The sequence below is a fragment of the Clostridium sp. UBA3061 genome, from assembly GCF_002367465.1.
Taxonomy (GTDB): Bacteria; Bacillota; Clostridia; order Clostridiales; family Clostridiaceae; genus Clostridium_J; species Clostridium_J sulfidigenes.
Genome location: NZ_DFCF01000025.1, coordinates 36,872 through 63,637, shown reverse-complemented (window position 1 = coordinate 63,637; position 26,766 = coordinate 36,872). Strand labels below are relative to the sequence as shown.

The 26,766-nt window shown below is 29.9% G+C and carries 45 protein-coding genes; all 45 read left to right on the top strand.

Features of this window, described 5'->3' with window-relative positions; genetic code table 11:
* Positions 1 to 28: 28 nt before the first annotated feature.
* Complete coding sequence (locus B2P65_RS16895) at positions 29 to 820, top strand: ORF6N domain-containing protein (protein ID WP_346880598.1); 792 nt, start codon at positions 29 to 31, stop codon at positions 818 to 820.
* Between the two features lie 12 nt (positions 821 to 832).
* Positions 833 to 1,114: a hypothetical protein gene (locus tag B2P65_RS16890; protein ID WP_346880597.1), complete on the top strand. Its 282-nt coding sequence runs from the start codon at positions 833 to 835 to the stop codon at positions 1,112 to 1,114.
* The gene (locus B2P65_RS16885) at positions 1,115 to 1,780 is read left to right on the top strand and encodes a hypothetical protein (protein ID WP_346880596.1); all 666 of its coding nucleotides are present in this window, start codon (positions 1,115 to 1,117) and stop codon (positions 1,778 to 1,780) included. It begins immediately after the preceding gene.
* On the top strand, positions 1,781 to 2,044 hold the full coding sequence (locus tag B2P65_RS16880) for an AbrB/MazE/SpoVT family DNA-binding domain-containing protein (RefSeq protein ID WP_346880595.1): 264 nt from the start codon (positions 1,781 to 1,783) through the stop codon (positions 2,042 to 2,044).
* Between the two features lie 9 nt (positions 2,045 to 2,053).
* Positions 2,054 to 2,263 carry a hypothetical protein gene (locus B2P65_RS16875; protein ID WP_346880594.1) on the top strand — a complete coding sequence of 70 codons (210 nt, stop codon included), beginning with the start codon at positions 2,054 to 2,056 and terminating at the stop codon, positions 2,261 to 2,263.
* Positions 2,264 to 2,277: 14 nt separating this feature from the next.
* Positions 2,278 to 2,661, top strand: coding sequence for a single-stranded DNA-binding protein (locus B2P65_RS16870; protein ID WP_346880619.1), 384 nt, complete (start codon positions 2,278 to 2,280; stop codon positions 2,659 to 2,661).
* Between the two features lie 25 nt (positions 2,662 to 2,686).
* Complete coding sequence (locus B2P65_RS16865) at positions 2,687 to 3,514, top strand: DNA adenine methylase (RefSeq protein WP_346880593.1); 828 nt, start codon at positions 2,687 to 2,689, stop codon at positions 3,512 to 3,514.
* A 49-nt stretch (positions 3,515 to 3,563) separates the two neighbouring features.
* On the top strand, positions 3,564 to 3,986 hold the full coding sequence (locus B2P65_RS16860; protein ID WP_346880592.1) for a replication terminator protein: 423 nt from the start codon (positions 3,564 to 3,566) through the stop codon (positions 3,984 to 3,986).
* A gap of 23 nt (positions 3,987 to 4,009) precedes the next feature.
* Positions 4,010 to 4,732 (top strand): hypothetical protein, encoded by a 723-nt coding sequence (locus B2P65_RS16855; protein WP_346880591.1) that lies wholly within the window; start codon positions 4,010 to 4,012, stop codon positions 4,730 to 4,732.
* A gap of 78 nt (positions 4,733 to 4,810) precedes the next feature.
* Positions 4,811 to 5,122: a hypothetical protein gene (locus B2P65_RS16850; protein WP_346880590.1), complete on the top strand. Its 312-nt coding sequence runs from the start codon at positions 4,811 to 4,813 to the stop codon at positions 5,120 to 5,122.
* A gap of 26 nt (positions 5,123 to 5,148) precedes the next feature.
* Positions 5,149 to 5,283: a hypothetical protein gene (locus B2P65_RS16845; protein WP_346880589.1), complete on the top strand. Its 135-nt coding sequence runs from the start codon at positions 5,149 to 5,151 to the stop codon at positions 5,281 to 5,283.
* Between the two features lie 4 nt (positions 5,284 to 5,287).
* Positions 5,288 to 5,476 (top strand): hypothetical protein, encoded by a 189-nt coding sequence (locus tag B2P65_RS16840; protein WP_346880588.1) that lies wholly within the window; start codon positions 5,288 to 5,290, stop codon positions 5,474 to 5,476.
* A gap of 19 nt (positions 5,477 to 5,495) precedes the next feature.
* Entirely contained in the window at positions 5,496 to 5,672 is a 177-nt protein-coding gene (locus B2P65_RS16835) for a hypothetical protein (protein ID WP_346880587.1), read from the top strand.
* 37 nt (positions 5,673 to 5,709) lie between these two features.
* Positions 5,710 to 5,973 (top strand): hypothetical protein, encoded by a 264-nt coding sequence (locus B2P65_RS16830; protein WP_346880586.1) that lies wholly within the window; start codon positions 5,710 to 5,712, stop codon positions 5,971 to 5,973.
* A gap of 35 nt (positions 5,974 to 6,008) precedes the next feature.
* Positions 6,009 to 6,371, top strand: coding sequence for a hypothetical protein (locus B2P65_RS16825; protein WP_346880585.1), 363 nt, complete (start codon positions 6,009 to 6,011; stop codon positions 6,369 to 6,371).
* Positions 6,372 to 6,419: 48 nt separating this feature from the next.
* A complete protein-coding gene (locus B2P65_RS16820) occupies positions 6,420 to 6,956 on the top strand; it encodes a hypothetical protein (protein ID WP_346880584.1) in 537 nt (178 codons plus the stop codon).
* Positions 6,957 to 7,171: 215 nt separating this feature from the next.
* Positions 7,172 to 9,154, top strand: coding sequence for a P-loop NTPase fold protein (locus B2P65_RS16815; protein ID WP_346880583.1), 1,983 nt, complete (start codon positions 7,172 to 7,174; stop codon positions 9,152 to 9,154).
* Between the two features lie 196 nt (positions 9,155 to 9,350).
* The gene (locus B2P65_RS16810) at positions 9,351 to 9,845 is read left to right on the top strand and encodes a hypothetical protein (protein WP_346880582.1); all 495 of its coding nucleotides are present in this window, start codon (positions 9,351 to 9,353) and stop codon (positions 9,843 to 9,845) included.
* On the top strand, positions 9,842 to 10,120 hold the full coding sequence (locus B2P65_RS16805) for a hypothetical protein (protein ID WP_346880581.1): 279 nt from the start codon (positions 9,842 to 9,844) through the stop codon (positions 10,118 to 10,120). Before B2P65_RS16810 ends, B2P65_RS16805 begins: the two co-directional genes overlap by 4 nt.
* 114 nt (positions 10,121 to 10,234) lie before the next feature.
* A complete protein-coding gene (locus B2P65_RS16800; RefSeq protein WP_346880580.1) occupies positions 10,235 to 10,726 on the top strand; it encodes a hypothetical protein in 492 nt (163 codons plus the stop codon).
* A gap of 29 nt (positions 10,727 to 10,755) precedes the next feature.
* Entirely contained in the window at positions 10,756 to 11,100 is a 345-nt protein-coding gene (locus B2P65_RS16795) for a hypothetical protein (RefSeq protein WP_346880579.1), read from the top strand.
* Between the two features lie 171 nt (positions 11,101 to 11,271).
* Entirely contained in the window at positions 11,272 to 12,363 is a 1,092-nt protein-coding gene (locus tag B2P65_RS16790) for an amidoligase family protein (RefSeq protein ID WP_346880578.1), read from the top strand.
* A gap of 181 nt (positions 12,364 to 12,544) precedes the next feature.
* Positions 12,545 to 12,847 carry a hypothetical protein gene (locus tag B2P65_RS16785; protein WP_346880577.1) on the top strand — a complete coding sequence of 101 codons (303 nt, stop codon included), beginning with the start codon at positions 12,545 to 12,547 and terminating at the stop codon, positions 12,845 to 12,847.
* Positions 12,848 to 12,862: 15 nt separating this feature from the next.
* Entirely contained in the window at positions 12,863 to 13,276 is a 414-nt protein-coding gene (locus tag B2P65_RS16780; protein ID WP_346880576.1) for a hypothetical protein, read from the top strand.
* 240 nt (positions 13,277 to 13,516) lie between these two features.
* Positions 13,517 to 14,527, top strand: a complete 1,011-nt coding sequence (locus B2P65_RS16775; protein WP_346880575.1) for a hypothetical protein — start codon at positions 13,517 to 13,519, stop codon at positions 14,525 to 14,527.
* A gap of 41 nt (positions 14,528 to 14,568) precedes the next feature.
* A complete protein-coding gene (locus tag B2P65_RS16770) occupies positions 14,569 to 14,787 on the top strand; it encodes a hypothetical protein (protein WP_346880574.1) in 219 nt (72 codons plus the stop codon).
* Between the two features lie 68 nt (positions 14,788 to 14,855).
* Positions 14,856 to 15,686 (top strand): hypothetical protein, encoded by an 831-nt coding sequence (locus tag B2P65_RS16765; protein WP_346880573.1) that lies wholly within the window; start codon positions 14,856 to 14,858, stop codon positions 15,684 to 15,686.
* Positions 15,687 to 15,921: 235 nt separating this feature from the next.
* On the top strand, positions 15,922 to 16,749 hold the full coding sequence (gene terS, locus B2P65_RS16760) for a phage terminase small subunit (protein WP_346880572.1): 828 nt from the start codon (positions 15,922 to 15,924) through the stop codon (positions 16,747 to 16,749).
* Positions 16,739 to 18,109, top strand: coding sequence for a PBSX family phage terminase large subunit (locus B2P65_RS16755; RefSeq protein ID WP_346880571.1), 1,371 nt, complete (start codon positions 16,739 to 16,741; stop codon positions 18,107 to 18,109). The genes terS and B2P65_RS16755 overlap by 11 nt, the downstream gene beginning before the upstream one ends.
* Entirely contained in the window at positions 18,109 to 19,659 is a 1,551-nt protein-coding gene (locus B2P65_RS16750) for a phage portal protein (protein WP_346880570.1), read from the top strand. The genes B2P65_RS16755 and B2P65_RS16750 overlap by 1 nt, the downstream gene beginning before the upstream one ends.
* On the top strand, positions 19,652 to 20,629 hold the full coding sequence (locus tag B2P65_RS16745; RefSeq protein ID WP_346880569.1) for a hypothetical protein: 978 nt from the start codon (positions 19,652 to 19,654) through the stop codon (positions 20,627 to 20,629). Before B2P65_RS16750 ends, B2P65_RS16745 begins: the two co-directional genes overlap by 8 nt.
* A gap of 3 nt (positions 20,630 to 20,632) precedes the next feature.
* Positions 20,633 to 20,974: a hypothetical protein gene (locus tag B2P65_RS16740; RefSeq protein WP_346880568.1), complete on the top strand. Its 342-nt coding sequence runs from the start codon at positions 20,633 to 20,635 to the stop codon at positions 20,972 to 20,974.
* 32 nt (positions 20,975 to 21,006) lie between these two features.
* On the top strand, positions 21,007 to 21,144 hold the full coding sequence (locus B2P65_RS16735; protein ID WP_346880567.1) for a hypothetical protein: 138 nt from the start codon (positions 21,007 to 21,009) through the stop codon (positions 21,142 to 21,144).
* A complete protein-coding gene (locus B2P65_RS16730; protein ID WP_346880566.1) occupies positions 21,144 to 21,512 on the top strand; it encodes a hypothetical protein in 369 nt (122 codons plus the stop codon). Before B2P65_RS16735 ends, B2P65_RS16730 begins: the two co-directional genes overlap by 1 nt.
* 31 nt (positions 21,513 to 21,543) lie before the next feature.
* Complete coding sequence (locus B2P65_RS16725; RefSeq protein WP_346880565.1) at positions 21,544 to 21,852, top strand: hypothetical protein; 309 nt, start codon at positions 21,544 to 21,546, stop codon at positions 21,850 to 21,852.
* 137 nt (positions 21,853 to 21,989) lie between these two features.
* The gene (locus tag B2P65_RS16720) at positions 21,990 to 22,607 is read left to right on the top strand and encodes a phage scaffolding protein (RefSeq protein ID WP_346880564.1); all 618 of its coding nucleotides are present in this window, start codon (positions 21,990 to 21,992) and stop codon (positions 22,605 to 22,607) included.
* Positions 22,608 to 22,629: 22 nt separating this feature from the next.
* Positions 22,630 to 22,992 (top strand): hypothetical protein, encoded by a 363-nt coding sequence (locus B2P65_RS16715; protein ID WP_346880563.1) that lies wholly within the window; start codon positions 22,630 to 22,632, stop codon positions 22,990 to 22,992.
* Positions 22,993 to 23,020: 28 nt separating this feature from the next.
* Positions 23,021 to 24,076 (top strand): major capsid protein, encoded by a 1,056-nt coding sequence (locus tag B2P65_RS16710; protein ID WP_346880562.1) that lies wholly within the window; start codon positions 23,021 to 23,023, stop codon positions 24,074 to 24,076.
* A 60-nt stretch (positions 24,077 to 24,136) separates the two neighbouring features.
* Positions 24,137 to 24,349: a hypothetical protein gene (locus B2P65_RS16705; protein WP_346880561.1), complete on the top strand. Its 213-nt coding sequence runs from the start codon at positions 24,137 to 24,139 to the stop codon at positions 24,347 to 24,349.
* Positions 24,350 to 24,357: 8 nt separating this feature from the next.
* Positions 24,358 to 24,663 carry a hypothetical protein gene (locus tag B2P65_RS16700; protein WP_346880560.1) on the top strand — a complete coding sequence of 102 codons (306 nt, stop codon included), beginning with the start codon at positions 24,358 to 24,360 and terminating at the stop codon, positions 24,661 to 24,663.
* On the top strand, positions 24,660 to 25,034 hold the full coding sequence (locus B2P65_RS16695; protein ID WP_346880559.1) for a hypothetical protein: 375 nt from the start codon (positions 24,660 to 24,662) through the stop codon (positions 25,032 to 25,034). Before B2P65_RS16700 ends, B2P65_RS16695 begins: the two co-directional genes overlap by 4 nt.
* Positions 25,015 to 25,362: a hypothetical protein gene (locus B2P65_RS16690; RefSeq protein WP_346880558.1), complete on the top strand. Its 348-nt coding sequence runs from the start codon at positions 25,015 to 25,017 to the stop codon at positions 25,360 to 25,362. The genes B2P65_RS16695 and B2P65_RS16690 overlap by 20 nt, the downstream gene beginning before the upstream one ends.
* 4 nt (positions 25,363 to 25,366) lie before the next feature.
* Positions 25,367 to 25,708 (top strand): hypothetical protein, encoded by a 342-nt coding sequence (locus B2P65_RS16685; protein WP_346880557.1) that lies wholly within the window; start codon positions 25,367 to 25,369, stop codon positions 25,706 to 25,708.
* 5 nt (positions 25,709 to 25,713) lie between these two features.
* Positions 25,714 to 26,283, top strand: coding sequence for a hypothetical protein (locus tag B2P65_RS16680; RefSeq protein WP_346880556.1), 570 nt, complete (start codon positions 25,714 to 25,716; stop codon positions 26,281 to 26,283).
* Positions 26,284 to 26,300: 17 nt separating this feature from the next.
* Positions 26,301 to 26,708, top strand: coding sequence for an esterase (locus tag B2P65_RS16675; protein ID WP_346880555.1), 408 nt, complete (start codon positions 26,301 to 26,303; stop codon positions 26,706 to 26,708).
* The last annotated feature ends 58 nt before the right edge of the window (positions 26,709 to 26,766 follow it).

Here is a 26,766-nt window from a genome sequence, read left to right as displayed (position 1 = left end):
AATAATGCTGATATGGGAGGAATGAATTTTGGATAAGTTAACACCAATGGAATTTAAAAATCAAAGAATAATTACTACTAAAACATTGTCAGAAGAATATGGAACTAATGAACAAAACATAAGTAAAAACTTTACTAGAAATCAAGAGAGATTTGTTGAAGGTAAACATTATTTCAAGTTGGAAGGTGAGGAACTAAAAGAATTCAAGGGGTATGTACTAAATGACGAAAGCCTTAAATTTGTTTCAGTTCTGTATCTATGGACAGAGAAGGGAGCAGCAAGGCATGCAAAAATTCTTGATACAGATGAAGCTTGGGAAGTATATGAAGAGCTAGAGGAAACCTATTTCAGAGTGAGAGAAAGCGTACAAGCCTTAAATACTTCACAGTTATCACCAGAGTTACAGATGTTTAATAAATTATTCCAAGCTATGGCATGTCAAGAGCTAGAGAATAAGAAAATAAAAGAAGATATAAAGGAAACTAAAGAAGAAATTCAAGGGATAAGAGACATAATAGAGATTAACCCATCAGCAGCGTGGAGAAAAGAAGTTAATAGACTACTTAATGCTATAGGTAAAAAGATTAATAACTATAACTTACCTAAAAATGAAAGCTACAATGCTTTAAAAGATAGGGCAAAATGTAGACCTAATGTATTGGTAGAAAATCTAAAGAAAAGAGCAATTAACAATGGCATGGCACCAAGTAAAGTATCACAACTCAATATGCTTGATGTACTAGAGAATGATCCAAGACTTAGAGAAATTTATGTAGCTATAGTGAAAGATATGGCTATAAAGCATGGAGTAAAAATGTAGGAGGGGTAAACCATGAGTAAGATGATTAAAACAACAGATGCTGATATGAGAATTAATACTACAACAATAGAAGTAGTAGAAATTAACGGGATTAGATTTGAACATGATGAACAACTTTGTGAAATACAAGTATATGCAACTAATAGTGATTGCACAGAAAAGGACTTGGTAGACACTATAGAAGAGGACTTAGAAAACCCAGTAATAGGCTTTGAAGATTTGAAAAGAGTGGTTTTAAATTGGTATTTCAATAATGTTGAGATAGTTAAAGAAATAAATAAGGGGGATAAGTAAATGAAAATATCAATAACTTTAGATAGAACAGCAAAGATTTATACAGACTTACCTGCAGGTAAAGCTAATCAACTATACAAGCAATTAGCAGAAATTCTTATAAGAAACATTGATGTAGAGACATGTAAAGTAACTGAGGGATTAGATAAATTAATAGATAGGTTATCAATTAGTAGTAAAGAAAGTTTTGAAGAAAGATTTAAAAAAGTTGCAGAGGAAACTGGGAAAAGTATTGAGGAAGAGTCAATACCAATATCTAAACCAGAACCTTTAATAGTGAGTGCAGATACACCAGTGACACTAGATTCACCAGTCATTAGAGGTGAAACATACAAAGGTGGAGATGTTAAAAAGAATTTAGTAATGATTAAATGCGAAAAATGTGGACATGTTGCAACACCAACACTTTTTATGAAAAATAGGGAGTTAGCTTATAAAGAACATTCATTAACATGTAGAGAATGTGGTGAAGAACTTCCTCAGATTAGAGAAATTAATCATGCTAAATATAATTGTCCTAACTGCAGTACCAATGCTAATTTTTACGTATCTAATGGACTTAAAGAAGTTACATGTAAAGAGTGTGGAAGCCCTATAGATTTAGTATGGCATGAAAAAAGAGGAATATATATGAGTGCAAATTTATTAGAGAGAGGGGATAAATAAATGAAATCAACAGGAATAGTTAGAAAGATAGATCCACTTGGAAGAATAGTATTACCAAAGGAGCTTAGAAATATTTTTGATATCCAGGAAGGGACTCCAATGGAAGTATATACAGATGGAGACAGTATAGTACTTAAGAAACATCAAATTAAGTGCGCATTATGCGGAAATGAAGAAAACTTAGAGGACTATATAGGAACTAAGATATGTGAAGCATGCCTTGAAGATATAAGAACTATGCCTAAGAGAAAGATACGAAAGTAGGTAATGAGGATGGGAAGTATGCATAAAGAGTTTGAAGTTGGTGAAAAGATAACTCTTTTAATAAAAAAGGCAGATGGTAATGGTGATAGCCTTAGAGCTGCTAAGAAGAGAGGACAGATTGTAGGAATTACTAATAGGTTTATCGTTGTACAACACAAAGATTATAGAGAGTGTTATCTAAAAAGTGATTTTACAACAGGAAGATTGAAAGTAATTTAAAGGAGTGATGACGTATCAACAAAGTAGTTTTAATAGGTCGTATGACTAAGGATCCAGAGCTAAAGTTTACTCCAGGCACAGGAACTGCAGTAGCAACATTTACAATGGCAGTAAACAGAAGATTTAAAAAGGAAGGTCAACCGGATGCAGATTTTATCCCTATAGTAGTATGGGGAAAACAAGCTGAAAGTACTGTTAACTATATGAGTAAAGGTAAACTTTTAAGTGTAGCTGGAAGAATTGAAACCAGGTCCTATGAAGCTAAAGATGGTGGAAGAAGGTATGTTACTGAGGTTGTAGCTGATGAAGTAAGTTTCTTAGAATATGGGAATAAGAGTCAAGGACAGGGCAACTCTGATTATACCCCAGTAGATGATGGAGAGGATATGCCATTCTAAATATTAAAAGAAATTAGGTGATAAATTGAAACTCAAAAGATTAAGCAATATAAAGTGGATAGGTGGAAAGCATGGCAAAGAAGAGCTTTATATAGATTTAATGCCTAAGCATGATATATTTTGTGATTGTTTCTTTGGATCCGGAGCAGTTCCAATTTATAAAGAGACAGTAAATCCATCAAAGTTAACCATCGTAAATGACATAAACGATAGACTTGTAAATTATATGATGGTGCTTAAAGAGTATCCGGAACAGCTATACAAAGAATGTTCAGCATTACCCTATAGTGAAAGTTTATATGAAAAGTGGAAATGGGAGCCATGGCCGGAGGATAATTTGGAATCAGCAGTTAGGTTCTATTACTTAATGAGGGTTTGCTTTGGAGGTGGAGGTCATAAATACCGAAATGGAATTGGACTATCTAAAACGCAAAATAAGGCCAAGCAATTAATAAGTGCAACAGAGCTTATACCTGGAATGGCTGAATTAATTAAAACATGGAATATATTAAGTCGAGATTTTGAAGAAGTAATAAAGTTCTATGATACAAAAGATACACTATTCTTTTTAGATCCACCATATCATGACCATGAAAATATGTACTTTGGAGGATTTGAAGAGCAGGACCATATTAGGTTAAAAGAAAGACTAGATAAAATAAAAGGAAAAGCTATGGTTTGTTATTACAGTAGTCCACTAATTGATGATTTATACAAGGATTGGTATGTAGTTAAGTATAGTACGGCCAGTCAAATTAAAAATAGAGCTGCAGGTGATAAGATGCCAGTTAGAAATGAATTAATTTTAATGAACTATGAACCAATAATTGAAGAACAATTAAAGATATTTTAGATGTTTGAGTTAGTTAATTTATTTTAAATAAATATTAAGGAGGATACGCATGGATAAAATGATTAATTTAGAAACCTTTGCTAATGGAGCATTAGCAGAAAGAATGAACCAAGGTTTGAAGGAGGTGTTAGAAAATATAGCTGATAAGAATACAGATAGTAAACCTAAAAGAAAATTAACTTTAGACATGACATTTAGTACAGATGAAGAAAGAGAACTTACAGAAGTAACAATAACTGCAAAGGCAAAGTTAGCGCCTAGAAGTGCAATAGCAACTAAGATAATTATTGATAAGGACCTTAATGGAGAAGTTCTAGGAACTGAGTTCAAGAAACAAGTTAAGGGACAAACTTACATGAAGGTTGACAATGAAACAGGAGAAGTATTCATGGGTGGAACAGATGAAGCACCAAAAGAAGTAGCAAGTGAAAGTAATGAAAATGAATTAGCAGGCTTACAAATAGTAAAATAAATAAATTTTAGGAGGAATAAAAGATGATAAGTGAAGGATTAAAAGGAGCAATTGAACTATTAATTGAGGAAGGAGAAAAGAAGTATATCAAAGAGGAACTTCATGGAGCTACGTATACCAATAAGAATCTTACAAGAGTTGAGGAACCAATATCAAGAGCATTAGAAACAACTACATTAACATCAATAGTAGACTACATTAAGGAGAATGTAGATAGTATTAAGGATGGCAACATAATAGTACATGTTATGAGCTATGACAAGGTAAGTATTAAGAAAGAATTAAACTCAGACAAAAGAAGAGAATGTGTGATGGTAGCTGAAGCTTTAACACCTAGCATAGTGACAGATAGATTCATAGATCCAGAGAGATTTAATATTATGCTGCAAAGTTCATTTATAGAAAATGAAGATAGAAACAAGTTGTTAAAAGTAAGTGGAAATATAAAAGAAGAGAATGTTAAATCTGTAGGTGATGATGGAGTAAGCCAAAGTGCAGCTATCAAAGTAGGAGTAGCAAGTGTAGCAGAAGTAGTAATTCCTAACCCAGTTATATTAGCACCATTTAGAACATTCCCAGAGATAAAGCAACCAGAGAGTAAGTTTATATTCAGAATGCAAACAGGTCCACAATGTGCACTTTATGAAGCAGATGGAGGAGCATGGAGAAACGTTGCAATGGAAAGTATAAAAGAATATCTAAAGGCTAGATTAAAAGGCTTAAATAATGTAAAAGTAATATCTTAGTCTAGGAATAAGGTCATATGGGAGTACTGCTGCAAGGTGGTATTCTCATATGACAATCATATAATAATGGGGGGAAGTATGGGAAAAGTAATGATAAATATACCATTGACAAAATATCTTAGTGAGTTAACGAGAGAATTTGGTGGAATAAGAAAATGTTATATCACTAAAACAAAAGGTGGCCAAGTATGGTTAAGTAGTGATGCTCCTGGTGACATATCTGAGGAGGACAACGGAAAATTTAAAAATGAAATTGATTTTAGTGACTCTGATTTTTATATGAGACTTCCAAAATATGTTCATGAACATTTTAATATTAAAAATGGTGAAATAAGGTCTTTAGAAGAGATTATTAAAGATATTAAAAAGCTAGAAAATAAGAAAGATTAATTTATAAATATTATGAGAGGGCAAAAGTGAATATTAAAAGAAGTATAGTTATTGTTTGTATCATAATAATTTTATTAACTATCAGAGTTAAAAGAGATAACGGTAATATAATAATACAATTTGGAGTTTGGCAGTTAGTAAAAGAGTTTTTAAGGGAGTAATAAAATGAGTTATATAAGAATAATTACTTTTGGTGAATTTGAAGAAATTGCTGATAAGTATAATTTAATATTTCCAGAAAAGGATTGGGAAATCAGTGATTCAACACTTGGAATTATTAAAGACAAAACTTTTTATGAAATAGAAATATCAAACAAAGTAAAAGAGATTTTATTTCAAAATCTTAATTCGTAATTCAAGAAGAGGTAAAACAATGAATAAATTTGAAAAAGTAGCGTTGCAGTGTGCTAAGGATGATATAAAAAAAGGAAATGATTTTTCAACTTTAAAGAAGTCTAAAAGAAACTATGTTGCAATATTTAAGGAAAAACAATTTCCTTTTGATAAAGTGGTTGATTTTAAAAATTGGAATAAAAAACTTCGTTGGTAACTGAGTGTAGATATTGTGATTTTGAGAGGAGTATAAAATGAGTAATTTAAAAAAAGCAATTTATGTATTGCTATATGACCAGTTCGATATACCAGATATGGATGTAAATTGTGATGAAGAAACTTATATTGATTATGTCATAGATGCATTAATTCAAAAAAATGATAATACTTGTCCTTTTAAAAATTATAGTTGCGAGGGAGTATGCAGTAAAAGCATTGAAGAATGTAATCAGGGGATTTACATTGATTGTGGTAGAGATAAAGAGGAAGTGTGGAAAGAATTTATAGAAATAGATTAATTCATAATTCAATTTTTAATCTAGGAGGAAGAATAATGGAAAATAATAATATAGAAAATGGAATGAGAGTTTATTTTGATGGAGATAGCGAATGGTACGCTAGTCCTTGGGATATCGAAGAAACAAAGAAATGGGCAGTTAAAGAATATGGATATGGTGAGGATTTAGAGTTTGAAGAATGCGACTTGAATAATGATTGTATGTGGCTTACAACAAAAGAAGAAAAGTATATAAAAGCACTTGGAGATTATGATGAACAATGCAATGGTGGCATTGGAGATTTAAGAAAAAGCCGTAATGAGGAAGGAGCAGTTGATAGGTTAACAAGTTTTAGAGAAGTATTAAAAGAAAATGGATTTTCTAAACAACCTTATGAAATTGCTTCAACTAATTATTAATTCACAATTCAAATAGAGGTTGTAGGTATTGAGAAATAAGGTGATAGGATGAATGTACTATATGAACAAAGCAAAATTAACAATAAAGATCATGTGGAGACTCCAAGATGGGTGGTGGAAAATATATATGATCTAATAGATATAAAATCATTTAAAAATATATGGTTTCCATTTAACAACTACGATAGTGAATTCAAATTAAAAGGTGATGAACTTAGGTTAAAATATAAGGCTACTCACATTTTTGACAATTTAGGAAATGATTTTTTTAAAACAGAACCACCAAAGGGATGTGAGTTACTTATAAGCAACCCACCTTTTAGCAACCAAAATGAAATTATATCTAGAAGTTTTGAACTTGTAGATAGCGGTAAAGTTAAATCATTTGTTCTATTACTTCCTTTGGCAACTTTAGAAACGGAAACAAGAGCTAATATGTATGAGCAACACAGGGAAGGTCTTTCAATATTAATTTTTAAAAAAAGAATTAAATTTAAAGGATGCTCACAGGTCTTTAATAGAGGTTGTTGTTGGATATGCTACAACATTCCAGCATTGAAGAATAAAAAAATTAATTGGGTGTAAGTAGTAATAGGACAACCCTATGTTCTTATGTAAATTGTTCTTTGAAAATTGAATAGTACGGTGTTGGGAAATATGCTATTATATGTATGTAGATAGAAAAATATATTGCATAATAGTATTAAATTATATTCGTTAAAGAGGAATTTGATATTGGGTAAAGTTCGCATTATGGAATGATGGAAAGTAAAATAAAAATATTTTGAGGGAGGTACAAAATGAGTTTGACTGATGAACAAATAATACAGATATTAATTGATTATGTAAAAGATAGTAGATATAAACAAGCAGTTTTAATTGATGGAGAATGGGGTTCGGGAAAAACTTTTTTTGTTGAAGAAAAATTGCAGAGCAGATTAAATGAGGAGCTTTCTGAGAATTCGATTTTCTATATTTCACTCTATGGATTAGATAACTTTGCACAAATCATGGATGAAATTTATTCAATAGCATTTGAAGATTATTTTGACAAAAAGCTAGGAGATGGAAAAGGAGAAAAGCTAGGAAAAGGACTAAAATTTACATCTAAAATACTTTCGGTTGGGTTAAAGCATTTTAATATTGATTCTAAGGATTTACCGTCGTTATCTGATATTAAGCAAATCAAAGACACTATAATTATTTTTGATGACCTTGAAAGATGTAACATTGATGTTAATCAATTACTCGGCTTTATCAATAATTTAGTTGAACACAACAATATTAAAGTTATTCTTATAGCTAATCAAACTGAGATAGGGAGAATAGGAATTTCAAAAGATTTACCACAGAAATATTCAGTTGTGTTAGATTCTAGAATTCTTTTAGATGAAGTAAAAAATGATACGAAATATAACCAAAGTGAAAATCTTTTTAATGAAGTAAAAAATGATACGAAATATAACCAAAGCGAAGAGAAAGAAAACATCAGTAAAGAAAAGCTTATTTATCGAACTAAAAAACTTTTTTCTGATGACATTTCATATAAGGAAAGAAAAGAAAAGTTAATTGGACTTACGATATATTATCAAGCTGATTTTGTTGCTATTTATGAAGATATTGTAGAAAAGTATGTGGAAGATGAACAAACAAAAGAACAATTGAACAATTATAAGCAAGTTGTATTAGAAATTTTCGAAAAAAATCAACATCATAATATTCGTACATTAATATTTGCATTAATGGCTTATGAAAGATTTTTTGTAATTCTCGATACGATTGATTTTGAGCCTAAAAAGTATTTAAACGAACAGAAAGAAAAAGTTTTAGAATATACAATAGAATTGTCTATTCAAATTAAACAAGGAAAATCAGAATATTCATGGGAAAGTACAGAGGATCAAACAGGAAATATTTATTGGCGTGAGGGTAACTTTGTAAAAAGTATATTTGCATATAAATTTGTAGATACTTATCTCGTACATCATTATTGGGATTCAGATGAAATTAAAAAAATTATAAAATCAATTATGGAGGAAGAGAAAGAAAAAGATGATCATCTTATTACGGAAAAATCATTAGGATACAATAAATTATATTCCTGGTGGGAATTAGAAGATGAAGAAATAATTCAAGTTCTTTCACAAATTAAAGATGAACTTGCTACGAGAAAATACAATCCTCGTTATTTTAAAGATATGATAGTTAGATTTATTCAAATCAAATATGCCGAATTCGATGAAATGAAATATGATGAACATATTTCATTAATGAAAAGTAATTTGGAAGAATACACTGATACTTTTGAAAAGCGCTATCTTGAAATATTAAGTAGTGATTCAGAATTTTTAAATAAATACAATGATTTGGTAAAACCTCTATTTAATGTAATTGATAGAAAAGAAAAAGAGAGTAAAGAAAAACTCAACTGTTTTCTTAATGATGTAAAAGAATGGGATGATGAGTTTGTTAGTAAGTGTAGAGATAACAGATCAACTTATATAATGGATAAAAAGTTTTTCTTTTATATGGATATTGATAATGTTATAAAAAAATTAAAGACATCCCATGTAAAAGGGATATACTTTTTTATAAACGGAATAAATGAAGTGTATAGTTTTTCAAATTTGGAGGAGTTTTTTAAGGCTGATATTTCTAATATACAAAATTTAATAGATAAAATGGATATAGAAGAATTAAGTAAAAGCAAGCGTACTCGGAAAAAAGCACTCATTGCGTTACAAGAAAAACTACAACAATCATTGAAGCTTATTAAAAGGTAAGGCTTTTAATATATTATGAAGTTAAAATAAAAAATTAAATTCAATCTAGTACCGTACTATTCAGAAATGAATATGCGGTGTTTTTTTATTCGATTTTAATGAAATGAAGAAGGAAATAGGTTATGAAGTTAATAGATTTTTTAGAGAAATATATATTTACAAGTGATGAAAGAAAGAAGAAAAAGAAGGTGATTAAGTGATTTTAGCAATAGATCCAGGGAACATTGAAAGTGGATATGCATTAATAAACAAAAATACCTTGAAACCTTTAGAAATAGGGAAAATAGCCAATGATGATTTATTAAATAAATGTGGAAATGGTGATTTTGGAGAATGTAAGTATATTGCTATCGAAATGATTGCAAGTAATGGAATGCCAGTAGGAAAAACAGTGTTTGATACATGCTTCTGGATAGGAAGATTTTATGACAGGCTGATTTATGAACTTGATATAGAACCAAAGCTTATTTATAGAGAAAATGAAAAGATAAATCTATGTGGAACTAAAAGAGCCAAGGACAGCAATATAATACAGGCCTTAGTAGATAGGTTTGCACCTTATACAAGTAATAAGGGTAAAGGTACTAAGAAAGAGCCAGGATGGTTTTATGGATTTAAAAAGGATATATGGCAGGCATACGCTGTGGGTGTGACTTATTATGATATGTATTTGAAGGAGGAGATAAAATGAGTAACTGTAAATATGATTTTGGGGTTTTTAATGATGGGCATGAAGTAACAAATATAGTAGGCGTAGTAGAGCTTTTTAAGGATAAAGAGAAATTCTTAAAAGCTTGTTATGCAAATTATGCGGATGTTATAAAAGATAAAACATTTACTGTTGATGATGTAAGAGAAGGTCAAATAAGATATTTACCTAGAGGTAAGGATGGCAATGGAAGTGGATATTATCTTGTAAGTGGAAGAATGAAAGGCTCTTCAGATGTTTATTATATAGATTTATAAAATAATAATTAATTTGGGTGATAAGTACTACTATGAAGAAAATTAAGGATAGACCGAGGGTGAAGGAATAATTTGTAGGTAGTGTGAAATAACCATGTTGGTGAGGTCAACAAAATGGTAGATAGAAAGGAAGTATTGAGAATGAGTATTTATAAGGTAGGTAAATGTGATTATTGTGGAGAAGAAAATATAATATTAAGACCAACTCCATTTATGGTAGATAGAGATGCTATGATGTGTGAATATTGCTGGGATATAACACAAAAAGGATATGGAGCATCTAACGGAGAGTATATTCCAGATTTTCAAAGTGAAAAAGTAGAATATCAAGATGCTATTAAATTAAGAGCGATAGACTTATTCAATCAAATGCAAATAGAAGAAGTTTCAGCAGCGTGTGGAGAGATAGAATATATTTTAGTTTTAAGGAATGATAAAAACATAGGAATATTAAAAGAAATTGGATTTACTGATAATGAAATCAACGAAGAATGTTATTCGGAAGAAAATAGTGTATACATGGATATATCTTCTATAGCCTTTAAATATGCTGATGGATTTAATGGTAAAACAAATAAATTCTATGTGAATGAAAGATTATTCTAATTCACAAACCCAGGAGTGAAGGTGATAAATTGAAGAATGAACAACTTTCATTTTTAGAACTAAAAGAAAAACTTATTGAAGAGCATAAAATTATTGAAAAGCATGAAGTATATGATGCAACTATATGTGGTAGATGTTACTGTGAAAAGTGCAAATACAATGCTGAATCAAGATACTTTAGTGAAAATGAAACGAAGGCAGCATGGAGAAAATATGAACTCTGTTTTAACTGTGATGATTGCTTTTATTATGGTATGGATGATGAAAGCTTAAGCAAAAACATAGTTAGATTTGAGTGTGAAAGGTTTGAAATGTTAGATTATTATGCAGAGCTTGAAGCAAAAAGGAAGAGAAAAAGTTTTAAAATAATTTAGTTTGCAATTTAAAGAAAGTCAGAACCAAGGATGTAGGGTAACCTTGCATCCTTATATAAATTGTTCTTTGAAAATTGAATAGTACGGTGTTTAAATTAAGTGATATAATTATAGTAATATAATTGAAAATAAATCGTGATTAAAAGATAGTGCATACAAGGGAGATATGAAATGGGAAATAGTATTGTTGAAAAATTTATTAAAAGGTTCCATAAGAGTCAAATTCAAAATAATAATTGCGAAATAGAAACATGTAACATGAGTAAATATGAATGGGAAAATATCAATAAAGAAATAGAGTATTTGTATGAAGATGCGTTTGATGGTATAGAAGAGGTATACTTTGGTATTGAAATTGAATTCCAACTTTCGGAAAGAACAGTAAATGGAGATGATATAGTAAATTTACTAAAAAAATATGGTATATCGGTCAATACAAATGTTATTGAAGATAGAAGTGAGACAAGGGAGTATAATAACTGGCAAGTTATGAAAGAATCAACATGTGACTGGGAAGTTATTTCTCCAATTCTAAATGATACTGATAGATGTTGGAAAGAACTTCAAGAAGTATGTAATGTATTAAAAAAACAATTAAAAGCAACTGTTGATGAAAATTGTGCAATTCATTTGCATATACAAAGAGAGCCATTGCTACGCACTGGAAATGATTATGTGAAACTAATGAAGTTGTATAGGTATTTAGAACCGTTTACATATGCAGTTTCAGCTGGTGAAGAATCTGAAATTTCCTTAACTCGAACAAAGAAATATGCTGCTACACTTAAATTTGCTGATGAAAATTTATGGACTAAAGGAGTAAAGCAAAATGAAATACTCGAAGAAATCAAAAATGGTAATCTTGAATTAATTAATTATTACTTTTTTACACGTCTTTTAGGATTAAGCTTTTCAACTGCAAGTACGGAATTTAGAACTGTTGAATTCCGCACTTTTAATGGAACATTAAACCCTATAGCAATTCAGTCATATGTAATATATGTGGTAAATATGATTAATGCGGCTGTGAAAAATGATTTTATTGAAGAGTATCATGGGCAAATATTTGGAACTGGAAAAGTTGGAAAAGTGCTTGAAAAGGAATATATTAATAAATGTTTATCGCTTTTAGCTAAAAATGAGAATCAAAGGGACAGATTTGTAAGACCATTAATAAGGAATAATTATACTATTTCCCAAACCTTACATGATGCGTTAAACGGAAAATACACGAAAGAAGAGGAAAACTTTTTTTTCATATAGTTAATTCATTTTAATATAAATTATTCATATAATTAAATAGTTTATTTTTAACACCGTACTATTCAAAATGAATATGCGGTATTTTTTTATTCAAATTGAGGGGTTGATATATATAAATAAAATTACAGAATATAATCAATTATAGATGATATTTTTAATTGGTAAATGGGAGTGATAAAACATGGGTAAGAATATCATTCAAGATGAAGATATAAAGACTTTTCAGGCTATAATGGAAGAGTTCAAAGGACTCCAGGACACAGAATACGATAAAGCTTATGAACTACACAAAGTTGCATTAAGTGCTTACGATAGATGGAGTACAATCTTGTTTGAAACTAGACAAGCTGAATGGAAGGGGAAGGATCCAGCACTTAAAGAAAGAATTAAGCAAGTACTTGATATGTTAGATAAGGTTTATACATCAGCGAGAATGGTGTGGGGAAGAAGTAAAACAGATTATGATAACAAAAGTAGATATTAGCAATAGGGGGATATTATGAGTAATACTTTAGATAGAATAAAGAAATATAAAGAACTTAAAGCTGATATAGTTGATATTAATATAAGAATGGAAGAGTTAGAAGAAGAGGTTGTGGGAATAAGTGCACAACCTCAAGGTGAGAGAACATCACAGACATACAAAATAACTTCTAGTGTAGAGCAACAAGCAGAAAAGCTAATGGAAAAGAAGGATGAACTTCTTAAAATAAAAGCTGGCAAGGAAAGGGAATTAGATAGAATAGATAATGCACTAACAGTATTAACAGATGAAGAAAGAGATATAATAGAAACCGTATATATAGAACATAAAAAGTATTGGAAACTAGAAGAAAGACTAAATAAAACATATGCTAGATTAAAGCAAATAGAGAAAGTAGCCATTAGGAAGATGTCAAAGTATATACCATAGTACAACTTCAAGAGAACAACAATAAAAACTATAGAAAAACTATAGAAAAACTATAAGAAATCAATATATGCATATGAGATAATTGTATTAGGTTAAATAGTAACCAAGAGTTTTTCAACATTACTTCCCCTTTTTAAAATAATGTGAACAACCCCAATGTAAAAGACATCTATAGAAATATAGGTGTCTTTTATTGTTATATTTTAGAAGGTGTTGTAAAATATTTATGGGGGTGGGGATATGAATAATGAAAAAATAGTTTTAATTAGGGATACACTGGTTATAATATCAACTATTATTACTCTATTCACAATATTTGTAAAAATATTTTCTAATATATTTAAAGAAAGCATTAAAAGTAAGTTTAAATATGTTCCTGAGGATGATTCGTTGTTTAATTTAATATTACAAATGCTAGCGCATATCATTAGTTCAGGATTGTATCTTTTAGTTATAGTTGTTTCAGCATTAACTATTTATATTTATATAAAGAATGGATCTACAATTAGTGATGTGCTATCTAGCTTTAAATATATTGAGAAAAATAAAACTGACCTATTTGCCGATAGAATATTTTATATACAGTTAGTAATAGTATTTGTAGTAACATTTTGCTTTATCAATTGCTATGAAAGGGTTAAAAATGAATTCGTCAGAAAATTTAGTGGGGTAAAGTGGGTTAAATCAAAGAGAAAAGGCATAAAAATATGGATGCCAAATAAAAAAGTCAATATAAGAAGATTGAAATGGTATAATAGAATCACTAAGTTTGGTTCATCAATTATTAGTTTTTTTTATGCATTTATGTTCTTTATAGCTATTATGAGTAATGAAAAAATATCTTATTCAGCTACATTAAGTGGAATATTTCTAATATGTGCATACCTAGCGATTCTAATAATTGCTGTTAGCTTAGATGAAATTATAGAAGTTATTGCTTATTATAATAAATATGAATTTATTTTAGATGGTGAAAAAGTTATTTGTGAATGCTTCTTAGAGTATAAGCAACATTATCTAATTTATGAATCTAAGTTAGTTAATGGACATAATAACATTGAGAGATATATTAGAAAGAATGAAGTTAAAGAAATTAGAAAAATTTGTGGAGATAAAATTGTATATAATAAAACTAAGAGGTCTATTAAGGATAGAAAAACTAAGAAATCTGTTAAAGAAATTATAAATACATTAATAAAAAAAGATAAAAGTAGTTTTATAAATAATACAAATAAAGATTTAGAATCCTAATTACAGGGTTCTTTTTTATTTAGTAAAAAGGTGGTGTGAATATGCTAAATATCTATACAAGCTACATATGTAGAGGATGCAGTAGAGAATTTATATTGATAACTTCAGAGGTGCAAAATGCTATTAGTACAGGTAAGTATTTAGCATGTCCATATTGTGGGAATAAGAGAATAAGAAAAGAATTGGCTACAGATGACCTTAGAGAAGTAATGAAGTCTAGAAGATATAAGAGGGTAAATGGTGCAATACATCAGAAATAAAGGGAAAAGTATATTTGTATAGAATATAATTTAAATAAATATATTTTATATAAGGGAGAAATAATATTATGATAGATAAGTTAATGAACTTAATTTTAAATGATGACTTAAAGTCGTTTAAGGAGATAGTAGAATCTGGGTCAAAAGACATAATTGAAGAAAATAACTTTACAGAACTAGCATCAAGTGCATACGAAAATAATGCATATAAAATATTGGAATTTATATTAAGTGAAAAAGAAACAGTTTATTTAGATTCGACTGAGGTTGCTGATAAAGGTGCATGTGACAGAGAATTTATAGTTGATTCTATACGTAGTGGAAATATAAAGGGTGCAAAGTTTACAGTATTAAGATTAGATAATAAAATAGACTTTAGCAAACTCTATAGAAACGATTATGTATATAGAGATCTTAATGATAATAATAGCAGATATTATGGTAAACAAATTAAAGGATTAAACAGATGTCAAAGACATGAAACTTTAATAGCAATGTGTTTAGACTTGATTTTATTTGGAAGATATTTAGGTGGAAAGCTAGAAACTGTTGAATTGAAAAATATAGATAATATAGATGAAATACCTGTACCTAATGATAAGAAATATAGAGAAATGCTTTTAGATATTTTAGAGCTTATAAATATAATAAAAATAAAGCATGGAATTAAAGAGGAGTATATTAGAGAAAGGCATACACATTTTGATAAGCAAGAAAATATATATAGGGAGTATGACATTAATTATAGAGTTCTTTTAAATAAGTTTGATAAATTCATAATTCAATATGATAAGTGTATAAATATGGATTGGGAATTACCTAATATAGAAGAAATTTTAGAAGAATATAGAAAAACAAAAAATATACTTGTAAGCATAAGAGAAATGTTAAATATATAAATTAATTAGCTTATAAATATTGATATAATATTATTATAGGAGTGTGATTGTATGGTTGGAATTTATCTTAGAATGAATAATGTAAAGATTTCAATAGTAGAATAGTGTAAAGAACTAGCAAAAGAGAGTTATGAGCTATTCATTGACGAATGAAATGATTTAAGAAGGATTTGATATAATCAAGTCCTTCTTTATTTACAGGTAAATATGAATAAGTTAGAGATGAGGTGGTGGTGTGGCGAGGGTACGAAGTCCCAATAGGGATAAGGCGTATGAAATATATAAAGAACATAATGGAGAAATAACTAATAGAGAAATTGCTAAAATACTAAATGAAGATGAAAAGAAGATAGCAGTATGGAAGCAAAGAGATAAATGGAATAGTAATGTTGTACAACATAAAAATAAAAGTAGTACAACGGATAAAAAGAGTACTAAAAATAATGGCAATAAATGTAGTAAAAAAGCAGATGTTAATAATATATCTCAAATTAGCAATTCAAACACCAAAAATAAATCCCAAGCTAGATATGGTAATAAAAATGCAGTAGGCCATGGAGCACCGAAAGGAAATAAGAATGGTGAAACCCATGGCTTTTATGCTAAATACCTTCCAGAAGATACATTTGAAATGATTAAAGAGATAGAAACTAGACATCCTTTAGATATTCTTTGGGATAACATAGTAATTCAATATGCAGCTATAATAAGAGCTCAAAAGATTATGTATGTTAAATCTAAAGAAGAAATGATAAAGGAATTAAAAAAAGAAGAGAAGTCAGTTTTTGAAGGTGGAAGCACAGAAAAAACTGAATGGGAATTTCAATTTGCATGGGATAGACAGGCTACTTTTTTAAATGCACAGAGTAGGGCCATGGGTGAGTTAAGGTCTTTGATTAAGCAATATGATGAAATGTTGCATAATAATTGGGATATGGCTACTGAGGAACAGAAACTAAGAATATCTAAATTAAAAGGTGAAGTTGACAAGCTTAATGGAGATAAGAATGATGAACCAATTAAGATACAATTTATAAAGGCAAGTGATAGAAATGATAAGTAAGAAAACAAGTCTAATAGTTGAGTTTGCCTTAAACGACCATTTCTTTGACTTTGTAGATGATTGGAACCATAAATTTTATTTTCTTGTAGGAGGATATGGAAGTTCTAAAAGTTATCATGTAGCTGTTAAATTGATTAAAAAACTATGTGAAGAGAAAAGAACAGCTTTAGTAGTGAGAGAAGTCTTTGAAACAATTAGAGATTCATGCTTTTCATTATTACAAGAAGTGGCTTTAGCAATGGGACTTGAAGAAAACATAGTAAGATTTACTACATCACCTATGCAAGTTAGATTTTCAAATGGATCTAAAATAATTTTCAAAGGTATGGATAAACCTGCAAAACTTAAGTCTATGAATGATGTGTCAATAGTATGGATAGAAGAATGTTCTGAGGTTAAATATGCAGGGTTTAAAGAAATACTCGGAAGGTTAAGACATTTTAAAGTGTCTAATCACATTATTTTATCTACTAATCCAGTTAGTAAAGGCAATTGGTGCTATAAGCATTTCTTTATAGATAAACACAATAAAAGAACAGTACTTGACGATAAGGAGCTTTATAAAAAAAGAGTAGTAACAAAGAAAGATATTTATTACCATCACTCAAATGCAGATGATAATTATTTTTTACCAGGTGATTATATAAAGCAACTTGATGAAATGAAAGAATATGATCCTGACTTATATAGAATAGCTAGAAAAGGTCAATTTGGAACTAATGGATTAAAGGTGCTTCCACAACTAGAAGTAAAACCACATTATTGGATTTTAGACAGTATGAAAAAGATTAAGAAACAAGTGCTTAGAGTGGGAATGGACTTTGGGTTTGAAACTTCTTATAATGCAGTTGTTAGAATGTGCATTGATGATGATAAAAAAGATTTATATATTTATTGGTGCTATTACAAAAATAAAATGACTGATGACAGAACAGCTTTAGAACTCCAAGAGTTTAAAGTAAGCAAAGAATTGATTCGTTCAGATAGTGCAGAGCCTAAAACTATTACATATTACCAGCAAGAAGGGTTCAATATGATAGGAGCGAAGAAACCTCCAGGGAGCAGACTGCAAAATACTAAAAAAGTAAAAAGGTTTAGGCATATATATGTATCAGAAGATTGTGAGCCTGTTGTGGATGAATTACAAGAATTAGTATATGCAACAGATAAAGATGAAGAAATAATTGAAGATGAATTCAATATTGATCCGCACACATTTAGTGCAATTTGGTATGGATTAGATGGTTATGAAGTAGCTGATATAAAAGAACAGAAATATAGTGAAGAAATAACATCTCAAGGAAGAGGGGTTATTAATACTAATAATAATACAAGAAGGAAAGGAGGTACTATATTCTAATGGCAGATAGTAAAAGAAACTTAAAAACCATAAGAGAACAATTATTAAAATTACCTGATGTAGAAAAAAAAGAAAGAGGAAAGGTAAGAGTTGATTATTATTTTTATAAAGGCAGATGTGAAGATGAAGATAAAGCTAAAACTGATAAAGCATTACTAGGGCAAAATTGGGAGCTGCAAGACAATATAGGTTATATACCTACACAGGAAATAAGGAATAAAGTAAAACCTCTTATAAAAAAACAAGCCAGGTTTATGTTTGGCAAGGAGCCTACAATAACTCTAAAGCCTAAAGACATAAAAGATAAAGAAAAATGTGAAGCTCTAAGGCAGTTCATAGATAAAGTATTTATGGATAAAACAAATCAATTTTGGAAAAAGACCAGAAAAGCATTTTTAAATAGCACTATAAAGAAAAGAGTTTTACTAAGGGTGGAAGCTAATCCTAATTCACCTATTCTAATTAGGTACGAGGATATAGAGGATTTCTACTATAAGGAAATTAATAATGTTTTAGTAGAAGCTAAATTCTTTGAAGAGGATAAGAAGAACATATATGCAAAAGAAGATTCTGAAAAGATTTATTATATTCATAGATATTACTATAACAAACTAGAAGAAAGTGAAGAAATATCAGCCTTTTATCAAAAGTTAACTTATAAAGGCGATAAACTCAATGAAGCTATAGCAGATGAACCTATTGATACAGGGTTTTCAATAATTCCATGTTGGCTTATAAAAAATGGCGGTGAGTTAAATGAAGAGTTTGGAGAGTCTGATATAGAAGATTTAAAGGATATTCAGAATAATTACAATAGAACTGTTTCTGATTATAGGGATGCTCTTAGATTTGAAATGTTTGGTGCTGAAGCAGTAATTGATGGAAATCAAGATGACGTAAACAACTTTGTTATTGCGCCAGGAGCACTTCATGCAGTTAAAACAGACCAACAAGCAGCAGCACAAGGAAAGCAAGCAGTAGTTCAAAGAATAGAGTACAGTTTTAGTTCAAGTGGTGCAGTGAATAATTATCTTGATAGATCAATGCAAGATATGAATTTTGTTTTGGATATGCCTAGTATAAAAGATATGAATAACATACCTTCTGCTAAAGCTATGAAATATCTTTATAATGATCTTATTGCTAGGTGTGAAGAAAAATGGAGTGACTGGCAACCTGTTTTTGAAGAATTAATCCATTTTATAATTAATGCTGCAAAGTATTGTTATAGTGATTTTAAAGAAGAATGGAAATCATTAGAATATACTATACTATTTGAACGTAATTATCCTATACCAAGTGATGAAGAGGATAAAAAGAAAATAGGAATGGATGAAGTGGCTTCAGGGGTAAGAAGTAAGAAATCTTATATAAAAGAGTTTACAGATGAAGAAGATTCAGAAGAATCGTATAAGGAGATTTTAGAAGAAAAGTCACTTGAAGCTGGCATTGAAATGGGTGAATTAAGTCCAGGTAATAAAACTAATGCTAAGAATAATACTGATAAAGATGAAGAGGATGAAGAAAAAGAAGATGATCTAAATGAGTGATAGTACAGTTTTATATAAAAAGTTAATGGAAGAAGCTCAGAAGAAGAAGCTCAAGTTAAATTCTGATAGTATAAGGAAATTAAATAAGTTGTATGAAAGCACACTAGAATCTGTTATAAGAAAGGCAGGTAGTGCTAGAGGTGGTTTCACTAAAACATGGTTAAAAGATTATGAAAAGTTTCTTAGAATTAAAATGAATGAGCTAAACGAGCAATTAGTAAGATTAACAAAAGATACAATTAAAACTTCGTCACAAATAGCATCTAGTGTAGAGGGGGACTTTTTAACTCATATAGATAATAAGTATGATTTAGATATTCCAATAGAATTAATTGATTTTGCTTATAGTATTAATAATGATGCAATCTTAAACATAATCAATGGTGGATTTTACAAGGACAATAAGAGTCTATCAGACCGTATATGGGGATATGGAGATAAAAACATATCAGATATACAATACATTTTAAATAAAGGCATGATGGAACAGAAATCATATTTAGAGATTGTAAAAGACTTAGAGAAATATGTTAATCCTACTGCTAAAAAGGATTTTAACTGGAAGAGAGTATATCCTGGGGTTAATAAGAATGTTGATTATAATGCTCAAAGACTTTTAAGAACTTCTATGAATCATTCATTTTTTAATAGTAATATTTCTAATTGGAATGGAAATCCTTATGTTGAAGCTATACATTGGGAGTTATCATCTCAGCATTATTCAAGACAAATAAAAGCATTTGGTCCTGATGTATGTGATGATTACGCTAATCAAGATGATTATGGCTTAGGTCAAGGGAACTTTCCTAAAGATAGAGTACCGATACCACATCCAAATTGTATGTGCATAATTTATGCTGTAATTCCTAAATCTTTAGATGAAGTAGGTAGAGAGCTTAGACAATGGTTAAATGGTGGTAGTAATTCAATATTGGATGGTTGGTATAGTAATTATAAAGAGGTGGGGTAAAGTATGAACAATAGTAAAACTAGGGTAACTAATATGAATGTAGTGTGTGATAAATGCAAACATGAATTTAAAGTTAAACCCAATAGAATTAAAACTAAGTATATTACTGATGATGTAGAGAAGATGTACTTTAAATGTCCTAAGTGCAAAGAAGAATACATTGTTGGATATAGAGATAGTGAAGTAAGGGACAACATTGAACGTATAGTAGCTATCGTAGATGAAATAAATCAGAATAGGGTTAAATATACCCTTCAAGCAATTGAAAGTCTACAGAAGGAATATGGAGAGCTTAAGGATAGAAACATGGAATTAAGTAATAGGTATAAAGCTTTATTTAAATAATAAGGCTTATTTTTACTTGTAGGAGGTTTTCTATGAAATGGTTAATTAAAAAGTTAAAGCAAGTGTTTGGAATTAAAAGCCATGAACATAAAATAGTTTATCAAAAGGGCTATGGGTATAGATGCAAACACTGTGGAAAAACTAAAAGCGAAGTTGTGGAGGGTAAATAATGAATATACCAAACAAAGTTAGAATTGGTAGTGCAGATTACGAGGTCAAACAAGAGGATAAAACTATCACAATAAATTCAGCACAATGTAAAGGTATGATAGATTATGAATACCATGAAATTAAAATTGATACGAGTATTCAAGATAAACAAGGAATGGAACAGACATTTTTACATGAATTAGTCCATGGGATAGTAAGGGAAAGAAGCTTAGATTTACAGAATAGTGATGATGAAACTATTGTGGATGAAATTGCAATGGGATTACATCAAGTTATTAGGGATAATATAGAAATTTTCAGTAGTAGTGTTAAGCTTAATTTTTCAACTTCAGCAATAACACTATTAGGTAACAGGGAGAATGAATAATTAAATCTTAGAAATAAAGGGGATGTATAAGATGGATATAAAGAGTAATAGGGAAGGTTCGAAATGGATTGAAATAACAAAAGTTTTATTTTTATGGAGAACGCATCCTAAAGCTAGGTCGCAGTTTATAGCATGGAAAGCACCAGGTATTAAAAAACTCTATGCATTGCAAAATTGTAGATTTAGAATACACAAAGGAGCGAATTTTGAGCCTTGGAGCATTAAAAATTTAAGGGTATTTATTAGGCTACCATTTTTCTATTGGGATAAACATAATAGTGGTTGGGAGTTTGGATTACCTAATTTATATTTATGGTGGCACGTAGCAAGAACTCATTAAGCTTTAGGAATAAGGCTTTTTATTTTCGCCTTTTTTAGTTGTTAAGTAGGCGGTAAAGAACTTAAGAACAACTCTATTCGTGGTTCACTTGCACGGTAAAAAGTGAAATTAGAGATTAATTAGGAGGAATACACACTATGCCAAACTTAAAAGAAATTATTGGAGAAGAATTATATAAGCAAATACCTGAGGACACTAAGAAAAAGTATAAAGATGCTAATTTAGAAGATGTGTCAAATGGTGCTTATGTTACTAAAGAAAGATTTAACCAGGTAAATACAGAAGCTAAAGATTATAAGCAACAAGTAGCTGAAAGGGATAAGCAAATTACTAGCTTGAAAGATGAATTTAAAGATGCAACAGGATTAAAAGAAAAGGTAGAGAAACTTGAAGCTGATAATAAGAAGAAAGATGATGATTACCAATCTCAACTTAAACAGTTGCAATTTGATAATGCATTAAATCAAGCACTTAAGGATAACAATCCTAAGAATGTTAAGGCATTAAAAGCAATGCTTGAATTAGACAAAGTAAAACTTGATGGTGATACATTATTAGGTTTAGATGACCAAATAAAGTCCATTAAAAAAGAACATGACTATTTATTTGAAAAAGAGATAAAGGGCACAGGTAGTTTTGTAACTGGCGGCAAAGGTGATGGAACAGACCCAGCACCAGTAAATTTTGCAACTAACTTAGGTAAACAAAAAGCTGAACGATCAAAAGCAAAAGGTATTACTGATTTTATTAAATAAGAAATAATAGGAGGAATTGTTTATGAAACAAAGTTCATATCAAATAGGAGTAACTCAAAAGGATATTAGAGCATTAGCAGGAGACCATTATGTAAATGTACCTATAAAGGTTACAAAAACAAATGTTACTGCAAGTTTAGTCAATGGAGTGTTGGAAGCTGGCACATTAATTACTGCAGGCGGAAAAACAGTAACATCAACTAGCAGTACTACTGACGTTTATGGAATTGTATTTGCTGATGTAGACTTTAATAACTCTAAAGGAACAGAGGTAGTTCCAGTAATGATACATGGTTTTGTTAATACTGCAAAGATAAAGCTAAATTCTACAACAGAAGTTTCAGCAGTAGAAAAAGCTAAGTTAAACATGATCGCATTTTTATAATTATAAGATAATATAGGAGGAATAACACATGGAATTAAAAGATTTTATAAACAGTGCTAATATAGCATTATACATGAAGGAATTACCACAGGAAGAAAGCATAGATAAAGCTTTATTCCCTGTTAAAAAACAGATGGGAACAGAAATTGAGTTAGCTAAAGGAGCTAAAAAGAAAGCGGTAGCATTAAGAATGTCACAATTAGATGTAGCTGCTAAAGTTAGAGCATTAAATGCTACTTTAAGTGTAGAAAAAAGAGAATTACCATTTTTCAAAGAAGCTATAGGAATTAATGAAACTACTAGAAGAGATTTAGTTAATGCTGCTAATTCTAACAACCAAAACTTAGTTGAAGCTCTTACTAAACAAGTTTTTGAGAACTATGAAAACTTAGTTGAGGGTGCTAATATACAAGCAAAGAGAATGAGAGCATCTCTAATTCAAAATGGTGAGATAAACATAACTACTGATGATGGTGATATCGTAGTAGATTATGGAGTCCCAGCTAATCACAAAGTTACAGTTCTAAGTTCAGATATGTGGAATGTACCAGCTGCAGATATAATTGGGGATATAAAGAAATATCAAAAGGCAATTACAGATGATCATTACACAAAACCTACCATACTTTTATTAACTGAATCTACATTTGATGCTACATTCTTAGTGAATACTGCAATAATTAATCACTTAAAAGGTGGAGAAAGCACTAAGAATATGATTTTATCGCAAGCTGATTTCATTAATTTTGCTAAAGAAAGACTAGGAATATCTGTAGTATTCTTAGAAGAAAGTACTTATATACCAGCAGAAGGTGCTTCAGAACAACCTTACTATGAGAATGGTAAGATAACTCTTATGAGTGGTACTACATTAGGTAATACTGTGTATGGTGCAACACCTGAGGAGTGGGATAAGCTCTATGGTGGAGGTAAATTAGATACTTCACTTGTTAACAATGCCATTGCAATAACTGTTATGGTAAAGGAAGATCCAGTATCTGTAGATACTAAAGTTTCTCAAATGGTACTTCCTAGCTTTGAAAGAGCTGACGAAGTATTCTTTGCTAAAGTTTATACAGTATAGAGGGAGAGAGAAATCTCTTCTTCTTTTATTTTATTTTTGAAAGGCAGGTAATTATAAATTATGGCTAGTAAATATATTAATGTAAAATCATTGATAAATGTACAATATAATAAAAAAATATACAAAGTTAACTCAGTGATAAAAATGAAGGAAACTGATTATGTAAAATTGAAGGATAAAGGAATAGTTGAACTATTAGAAAATGAACCAGATGAAAAGCCAAATGAAGAATTAGATGAAGAACCTGGTGAAGAAAATCCTAAAGAAGAATAGGTGGTAAAGTGGATAATTTAGAATTATTAAAAATATTATTGCAAGAAAAAAAGTACCCTTATTTTGATGATACAGAATTACAGGTACTTTTAGAGTCTAATGATAATGATGTTTATCTAACCGCTTCAAAATTAGCATTAATGAAAGCGAATGGTGATAAGAGTATAAAAGTAGGGCCAATAACAATAGAAGGACCAGGTGCAGAGTATTGGATTAATTTATCTAATCATTATAATGAAACTTCAAAAAATAATAATAGTTCTATTGTATCGAGCGGATATAAAACTACGATGGCAAGGTGTGATGGTCAATGAGCATAAATAAGCAATATTTAAGAACCAAAGTAGCTGAAGCTATTAAGCAAATGCCTTATGACGTAGTTATTTACAGAGAAAAATTAAATGCTTACAAAGAGCCTGAAGGATATATTAAAGTAACTGAATTAGTAGGTATGCTTTATAAGGATTCTGATAGAAATATTCAAATCAATTTAAGTGATAAAGGAGAAGTTAATACACCTATAAATAAGAAGTTCTTAGTAGATTACAATGATAAATCTATATTAGTTCAGGAAGGGGATTTCTTATTTTGGGGAAATAAATGTTGGGAGATAATTTCACTTGGAGAAGAATTTGAAATTTACTTTGAAATGGTGGTAAAAGAGCATGAGTGGTTTGAAGTTTGATATTAGTGGTATAACAAAAGGTTTATTAGAATTTGATGCTAAAGCTAAGGCAGTATCTAAGATTTATGCAGAAACTGCTGGAGAGAAAATGGTCGGATATGCAAAACCAAATGCACCATGGACAGATAGAACAGGTAACTCTAGGCAGACAATAGATAAAAATATAGTCACAGGCGCAAACACTACACAAATACAACTTAGAGGTAATACGCCACATTTTAAATATTTGGAGCTATGTCATGAGAAAAAAAATGCAATATTATGGCCAACAATCCAAAGATATTCTACTGAAATTCTCAAGGGATGGGCAAAACTAATATGGAAGTGATTAAATGTTAATCAAATTATATGATTTTCTATATAGTAAAAGTGTTAATGTGTATTTCATAGGTCAGCATAGTGGTATATGTGAAAAAAACTATGTAGTAATTAAAGATGGTGGTATATCAAGTTTGAACGGTAAGGCTGGGGATAAATATCTAGACCTTATTTTTTTTATACCTCAAAATAGATTCACTTCTATTGAAGCATATAGAAAAACTATTATGAGTTATGTTAAGGAGTTTGGAAAATTAAGATATACAGGTAATGAAACATCAATAGTTACGGATGATGAAAAGAAAGCATTAACATTTTCTATAACTTATAAGATTCAAATGAAATTGGAGGGATAATTATTATGGCAGGAACACAATTAGAAGATAAGGTAATTTGTAATATAGAGCTAGTAGAAATAATAACCGGTGAAGAAGTGCCTAAAACATATTATTTTGATACTGCAGATGAAGCAGTTTATTCACCGGATATATCTGAAGGAAATGAGGATATAAAAAGAATTAAAAATAGGATAGTAGCAGTTAACAAAACTGAGGATATCCAATATGGTTCATCTATAACACTTAAAGATACATGTTTCCAACCAGAAGTACTAGCAATAGTAGATGGAGGGACAATAAAAGGTACTACCGGAAGTGTAACAGGATATTCAGCGCCTAAGAATGGTGAAGTTGTAAAAAGAATACCATTTACTTTGAATTTATATACTGCTGAAAAAGGTACAGAGGGAGAAGTAATTACTTATGCTAAATTCTCTTATCCAAGCTGCAAGGGTACACCAGCTAAGTTCTCATTTAAGGATGGAGAATATATGACACCTGAATATACTATAGTTTCAAGACCAGGTAAAGGGAAAGCACCGTACGACATAGATTTTGTTGAAGCATTACCAAACACTACAACTACACCGTAAAAGAGAGGATGATTTAAATGGAATTAACAAGTTTAGATAAATTAAAAGAAATTTCTAAAGGTCAAATAGTTAAATTAACAGGGTTTGATGAAGAGCCATTTGTAGCTAGGTTGAAAAGACCTAGCTTTTTAAATATGGTTAGCAATGGAACAATCCCAAATGAATTATTAAATGCAGCTTATATAGTTTTTAATGGAGCAAAAACAAGCAAAGATGTAGTTTCTATGAAAGAAGCTAATGAGCTTTATAGATTAGTTGCTAAATCCGCACTAGCTGAGCCTACACTAGCGCAATTAGAAGAAATAGGACTTGAGCTAACAGATGAACAATTGATAGAGATATTTAATTTTACTCAATTGGGGGTAAAAGCACTTAGATCCTTTCGTGATGAGCAAGAACGTACTAAGAGTAATAAGAGTAAGTAAAAAATATAATCAAAGACCTAGCGAGGTAATAGGAATCAAAGATGATACTTACCTCGCT

Coding starts and splice junctions, on each gene's coding strand:
- B2P65_RS16890 (WP_346880597.1), top strand. CDS start 833: ATGAGTAAGATGATTAAAACAACAGATGCTGATATGAGAATTAATACT.
- B2P65_RS16885 (WP_346880596.1), top strand. CDS start 1,115: ATGAAAATATCAATAACTTTAGATAGAACAGCAAAGATTTATACAGAC.
- B2P65_RS16880 (WP_346880595.1), top strand. CDS start 1,781: ATGAAATCAACAGGAATAGTTAGAAAGATAGATCCACTTGGAAGAATA.
- B2P65_RS16875 (WP_346880594.1), top strand. CDS start 2,054: ATGGGAAGTATGCATAAAGAGTTTGAAGTTGGTGAAAAGATAACTCTT.
- B2P65_RS16860 (WP_346880592.1), top strand. CDS start 3,564: ATGGATAAAATGATTAATTTAGAAACCTTTGCTAATGGAGCATTAGCA.
- B2P65_RS16855 (WP_346880591.1), top strand. CDS start 4,010: ATGATAAGTGAAGGATTAAAAGGAGCAATTGAACTATTAATTGAGGAA.
- B2P65_RS16850 (WP_346880590.1), top strand. CDS start 4,811: ATGGGAAAAGTAATGATAAATATACCATTGACAAAATATCTTAGTGAG.
- B2P65_RS16840 (WP_346880588.1), top strand. CDS start 5,288: ATGAGTTATATAAGAATAATTACTTTTGGTGAATTTGAAGAAATTGCT.
- B2P65_RS16835 (WP_346880587.1), top strand. CDS start 5,496: ATGAATAAATTTGAAAAAGTAGCGTTGCAGTGTGCTAAGGATGATATA.
- B2P65_RS16830 (WP_346880586.1), top strand. CDS start 5,710: ATGAGTAATTTAAAAAAAGCAATTTATGTATTGCTATATGACCAGTTC.
- B2P65_RS16825 (WP_346880585.1), top strand. CDS start 6,009: ATGGAAAATAATAATATAGAAAATGGAATGAGAGTTTATTTTGATGGA.
- B2P65_RS16820 (WP_346880584.1), top strand. CDS start 6,420: ATGAATGTACTATATGAACAAAGCAAAATTAACAATAAAGATCATGTG.
- B2P65_RS16815 (WP_346880583.1), top strand. CDS start 7,172: ATGAGTTTGACTGATGAACAAATAATACAGATATTAATTGATTATGTA.
- B2P65_RS16805 (WP_346880581.1), top strand. CDS start 9,842: ATGAGTAACTGTAAATATGATTTTGGGGTTTTTAATGATGGGCATGAA.
- B2P65_RS16800 (WP_346880580.1), top strand. CDS start 10,235: ATGGTAGATAGAAAGGAAGTATTGAGAATGAGTATTTATAAGGTAGGT.
- B2P65_RS16790 (WP_346880578.1), top strand. CDS start 11,272: ATGGGAAATAGTATTGTTGAAAAATTTATTAAAAGGTTCCATAAGAGT.
- B2P65_RS16785 (WP_346880577.1), top strand. CDS start 12,545: ATGGGTAAGAATATCATTCAAGATGAAGATATAAAGACTTTTCAGGCT.
- B2P65_RS16780 (WP_346880576.1), top strand. CDS start 12,863: ATGAGTAATACTTTAGATAGAATAAAGAAATATAAAGAACTTAAAGCT.
- B2P65_RS16775 (WP_346880575.1), top strand. CDS start 13,517: ATGAATAATGAAAAAATAGTTTTAATTAGGGATACACTGGTTATAATA.
- B2P65_RS16770 (WP_346880574.1), top strand. CDS start 14,569: ATGCTAAATATCTATACAAGCTACATATGTAGAGGATGCAGTAGAGAA.
- B2P65_RS16765 (WP_346880573.1), top strand. CDS start 14,856: ATGATAGATAAGTTAATGAACTTAATTTTAAATGATGACTTAAAGTCG.
- B2P65_RS16755 (WP_346880571.1), top strand. CDS start 16,739: ATGATAAGTAAGAAAACAAGTCTAATAGTTGAGTTTGCCTTAAACGAC.
- B2P65_RS16750 (WP_346880570.1), top strand. CDS start 18,109: ATGGCAGATAGTAAAAGAAACTTAAAAACCATAAGAGAACAATTATTA.
- B2P65_RS16745 (WP_346880569.1), top strand. CDS start 19,652: ATGAGTGATAGTACAGTTTTATATAAAAAGTTAATGGAAGAAGCTCAG.
- B2P65_RS16740 (WP_346880568.1), top strand. CDS start 20,633: ATGAACAATAGTAAAACTAGGGTAACTAATATGAATGTAGTGTGTGAT.
- B2P65_RS16735 (WP_346880567.1), top strand. CDS start 21,007: ATGAAATGGTTAATTAAAAAGTTAAAGCAAGTGTTTGGAATTAAAAGC.
- B2P65_RS16730 (WP_346880566.1), top strand. CDS start 21,144: ATGAATATACCAAACAAAGTTAGAATTGGTAGTGCAGATTACGAGGTC.
- B2P65_RS16725 (WP_346880565.1), top strand. CDS start 21,544: ATGGATATAAAGAGTAATAGGGAAGGTTCGAAATGGATTGAAATAACA.
- B2P65_RS16720 (WP_346880564.1), top strand. CDS start 21,990: ATGCCAAACTTAAAAGAAATTATTGGAGAAGAATTATATAAGCAAATA.
- B2P65_RS16715 (WP_346880563.1), top strand. CDS start 22,630: ATGAAACAAAGTTCATATCAAATAGGAGTAACTCAAAAGGATATTAGA.
- B2P65_RS16710 (WP_346880562.1), top strand. CDS start 23,021: ATGGAATTAAAAGATTTTATAAACAGTGCTAATATAGCATTATACATG.
- B2P65_RS16705 (WP_346880561.1), top strand. CDS start 24,137: ATGGCTAGTAAATATATTAATGTAAAATCATTGATAAATGTACAATAT.
- B2P65_RS16695 (WP_346880559.1), top strand. CDS start 24,660: ATGAGCATAAATAAGCAATATTTAAGAACCAAAGTAGCTGAAGCTATT.
- B2P65_RS16690 (WP_346880558.1), top strand. CDS start 25,015: ATGAGTGGTTTGAAGTTTGATATTAGTGGTATAACAAAAGGTTTATTA.
- B2P65_RS16685 (WP_346880557.1), top strand. CDS start 25,367: ATGTTAATCAAATTATATGATTTTCTATATAGTAAAAGTGTTAATGTG.
- B2P65_RS16680 (WP_346880556.1), top strand. CDS start 25,714: ATGGCAGGAACACAATTAGAAGATAAGGTAATTTGTAATATAGAGCTA.
- B2P65_RS16675 (WP_346880555.1), top strand. CDS start 26,301: ATGGAATTAACAAGTTTAGATAAATTAAAAGAAATTTCTAAAGGTCAA.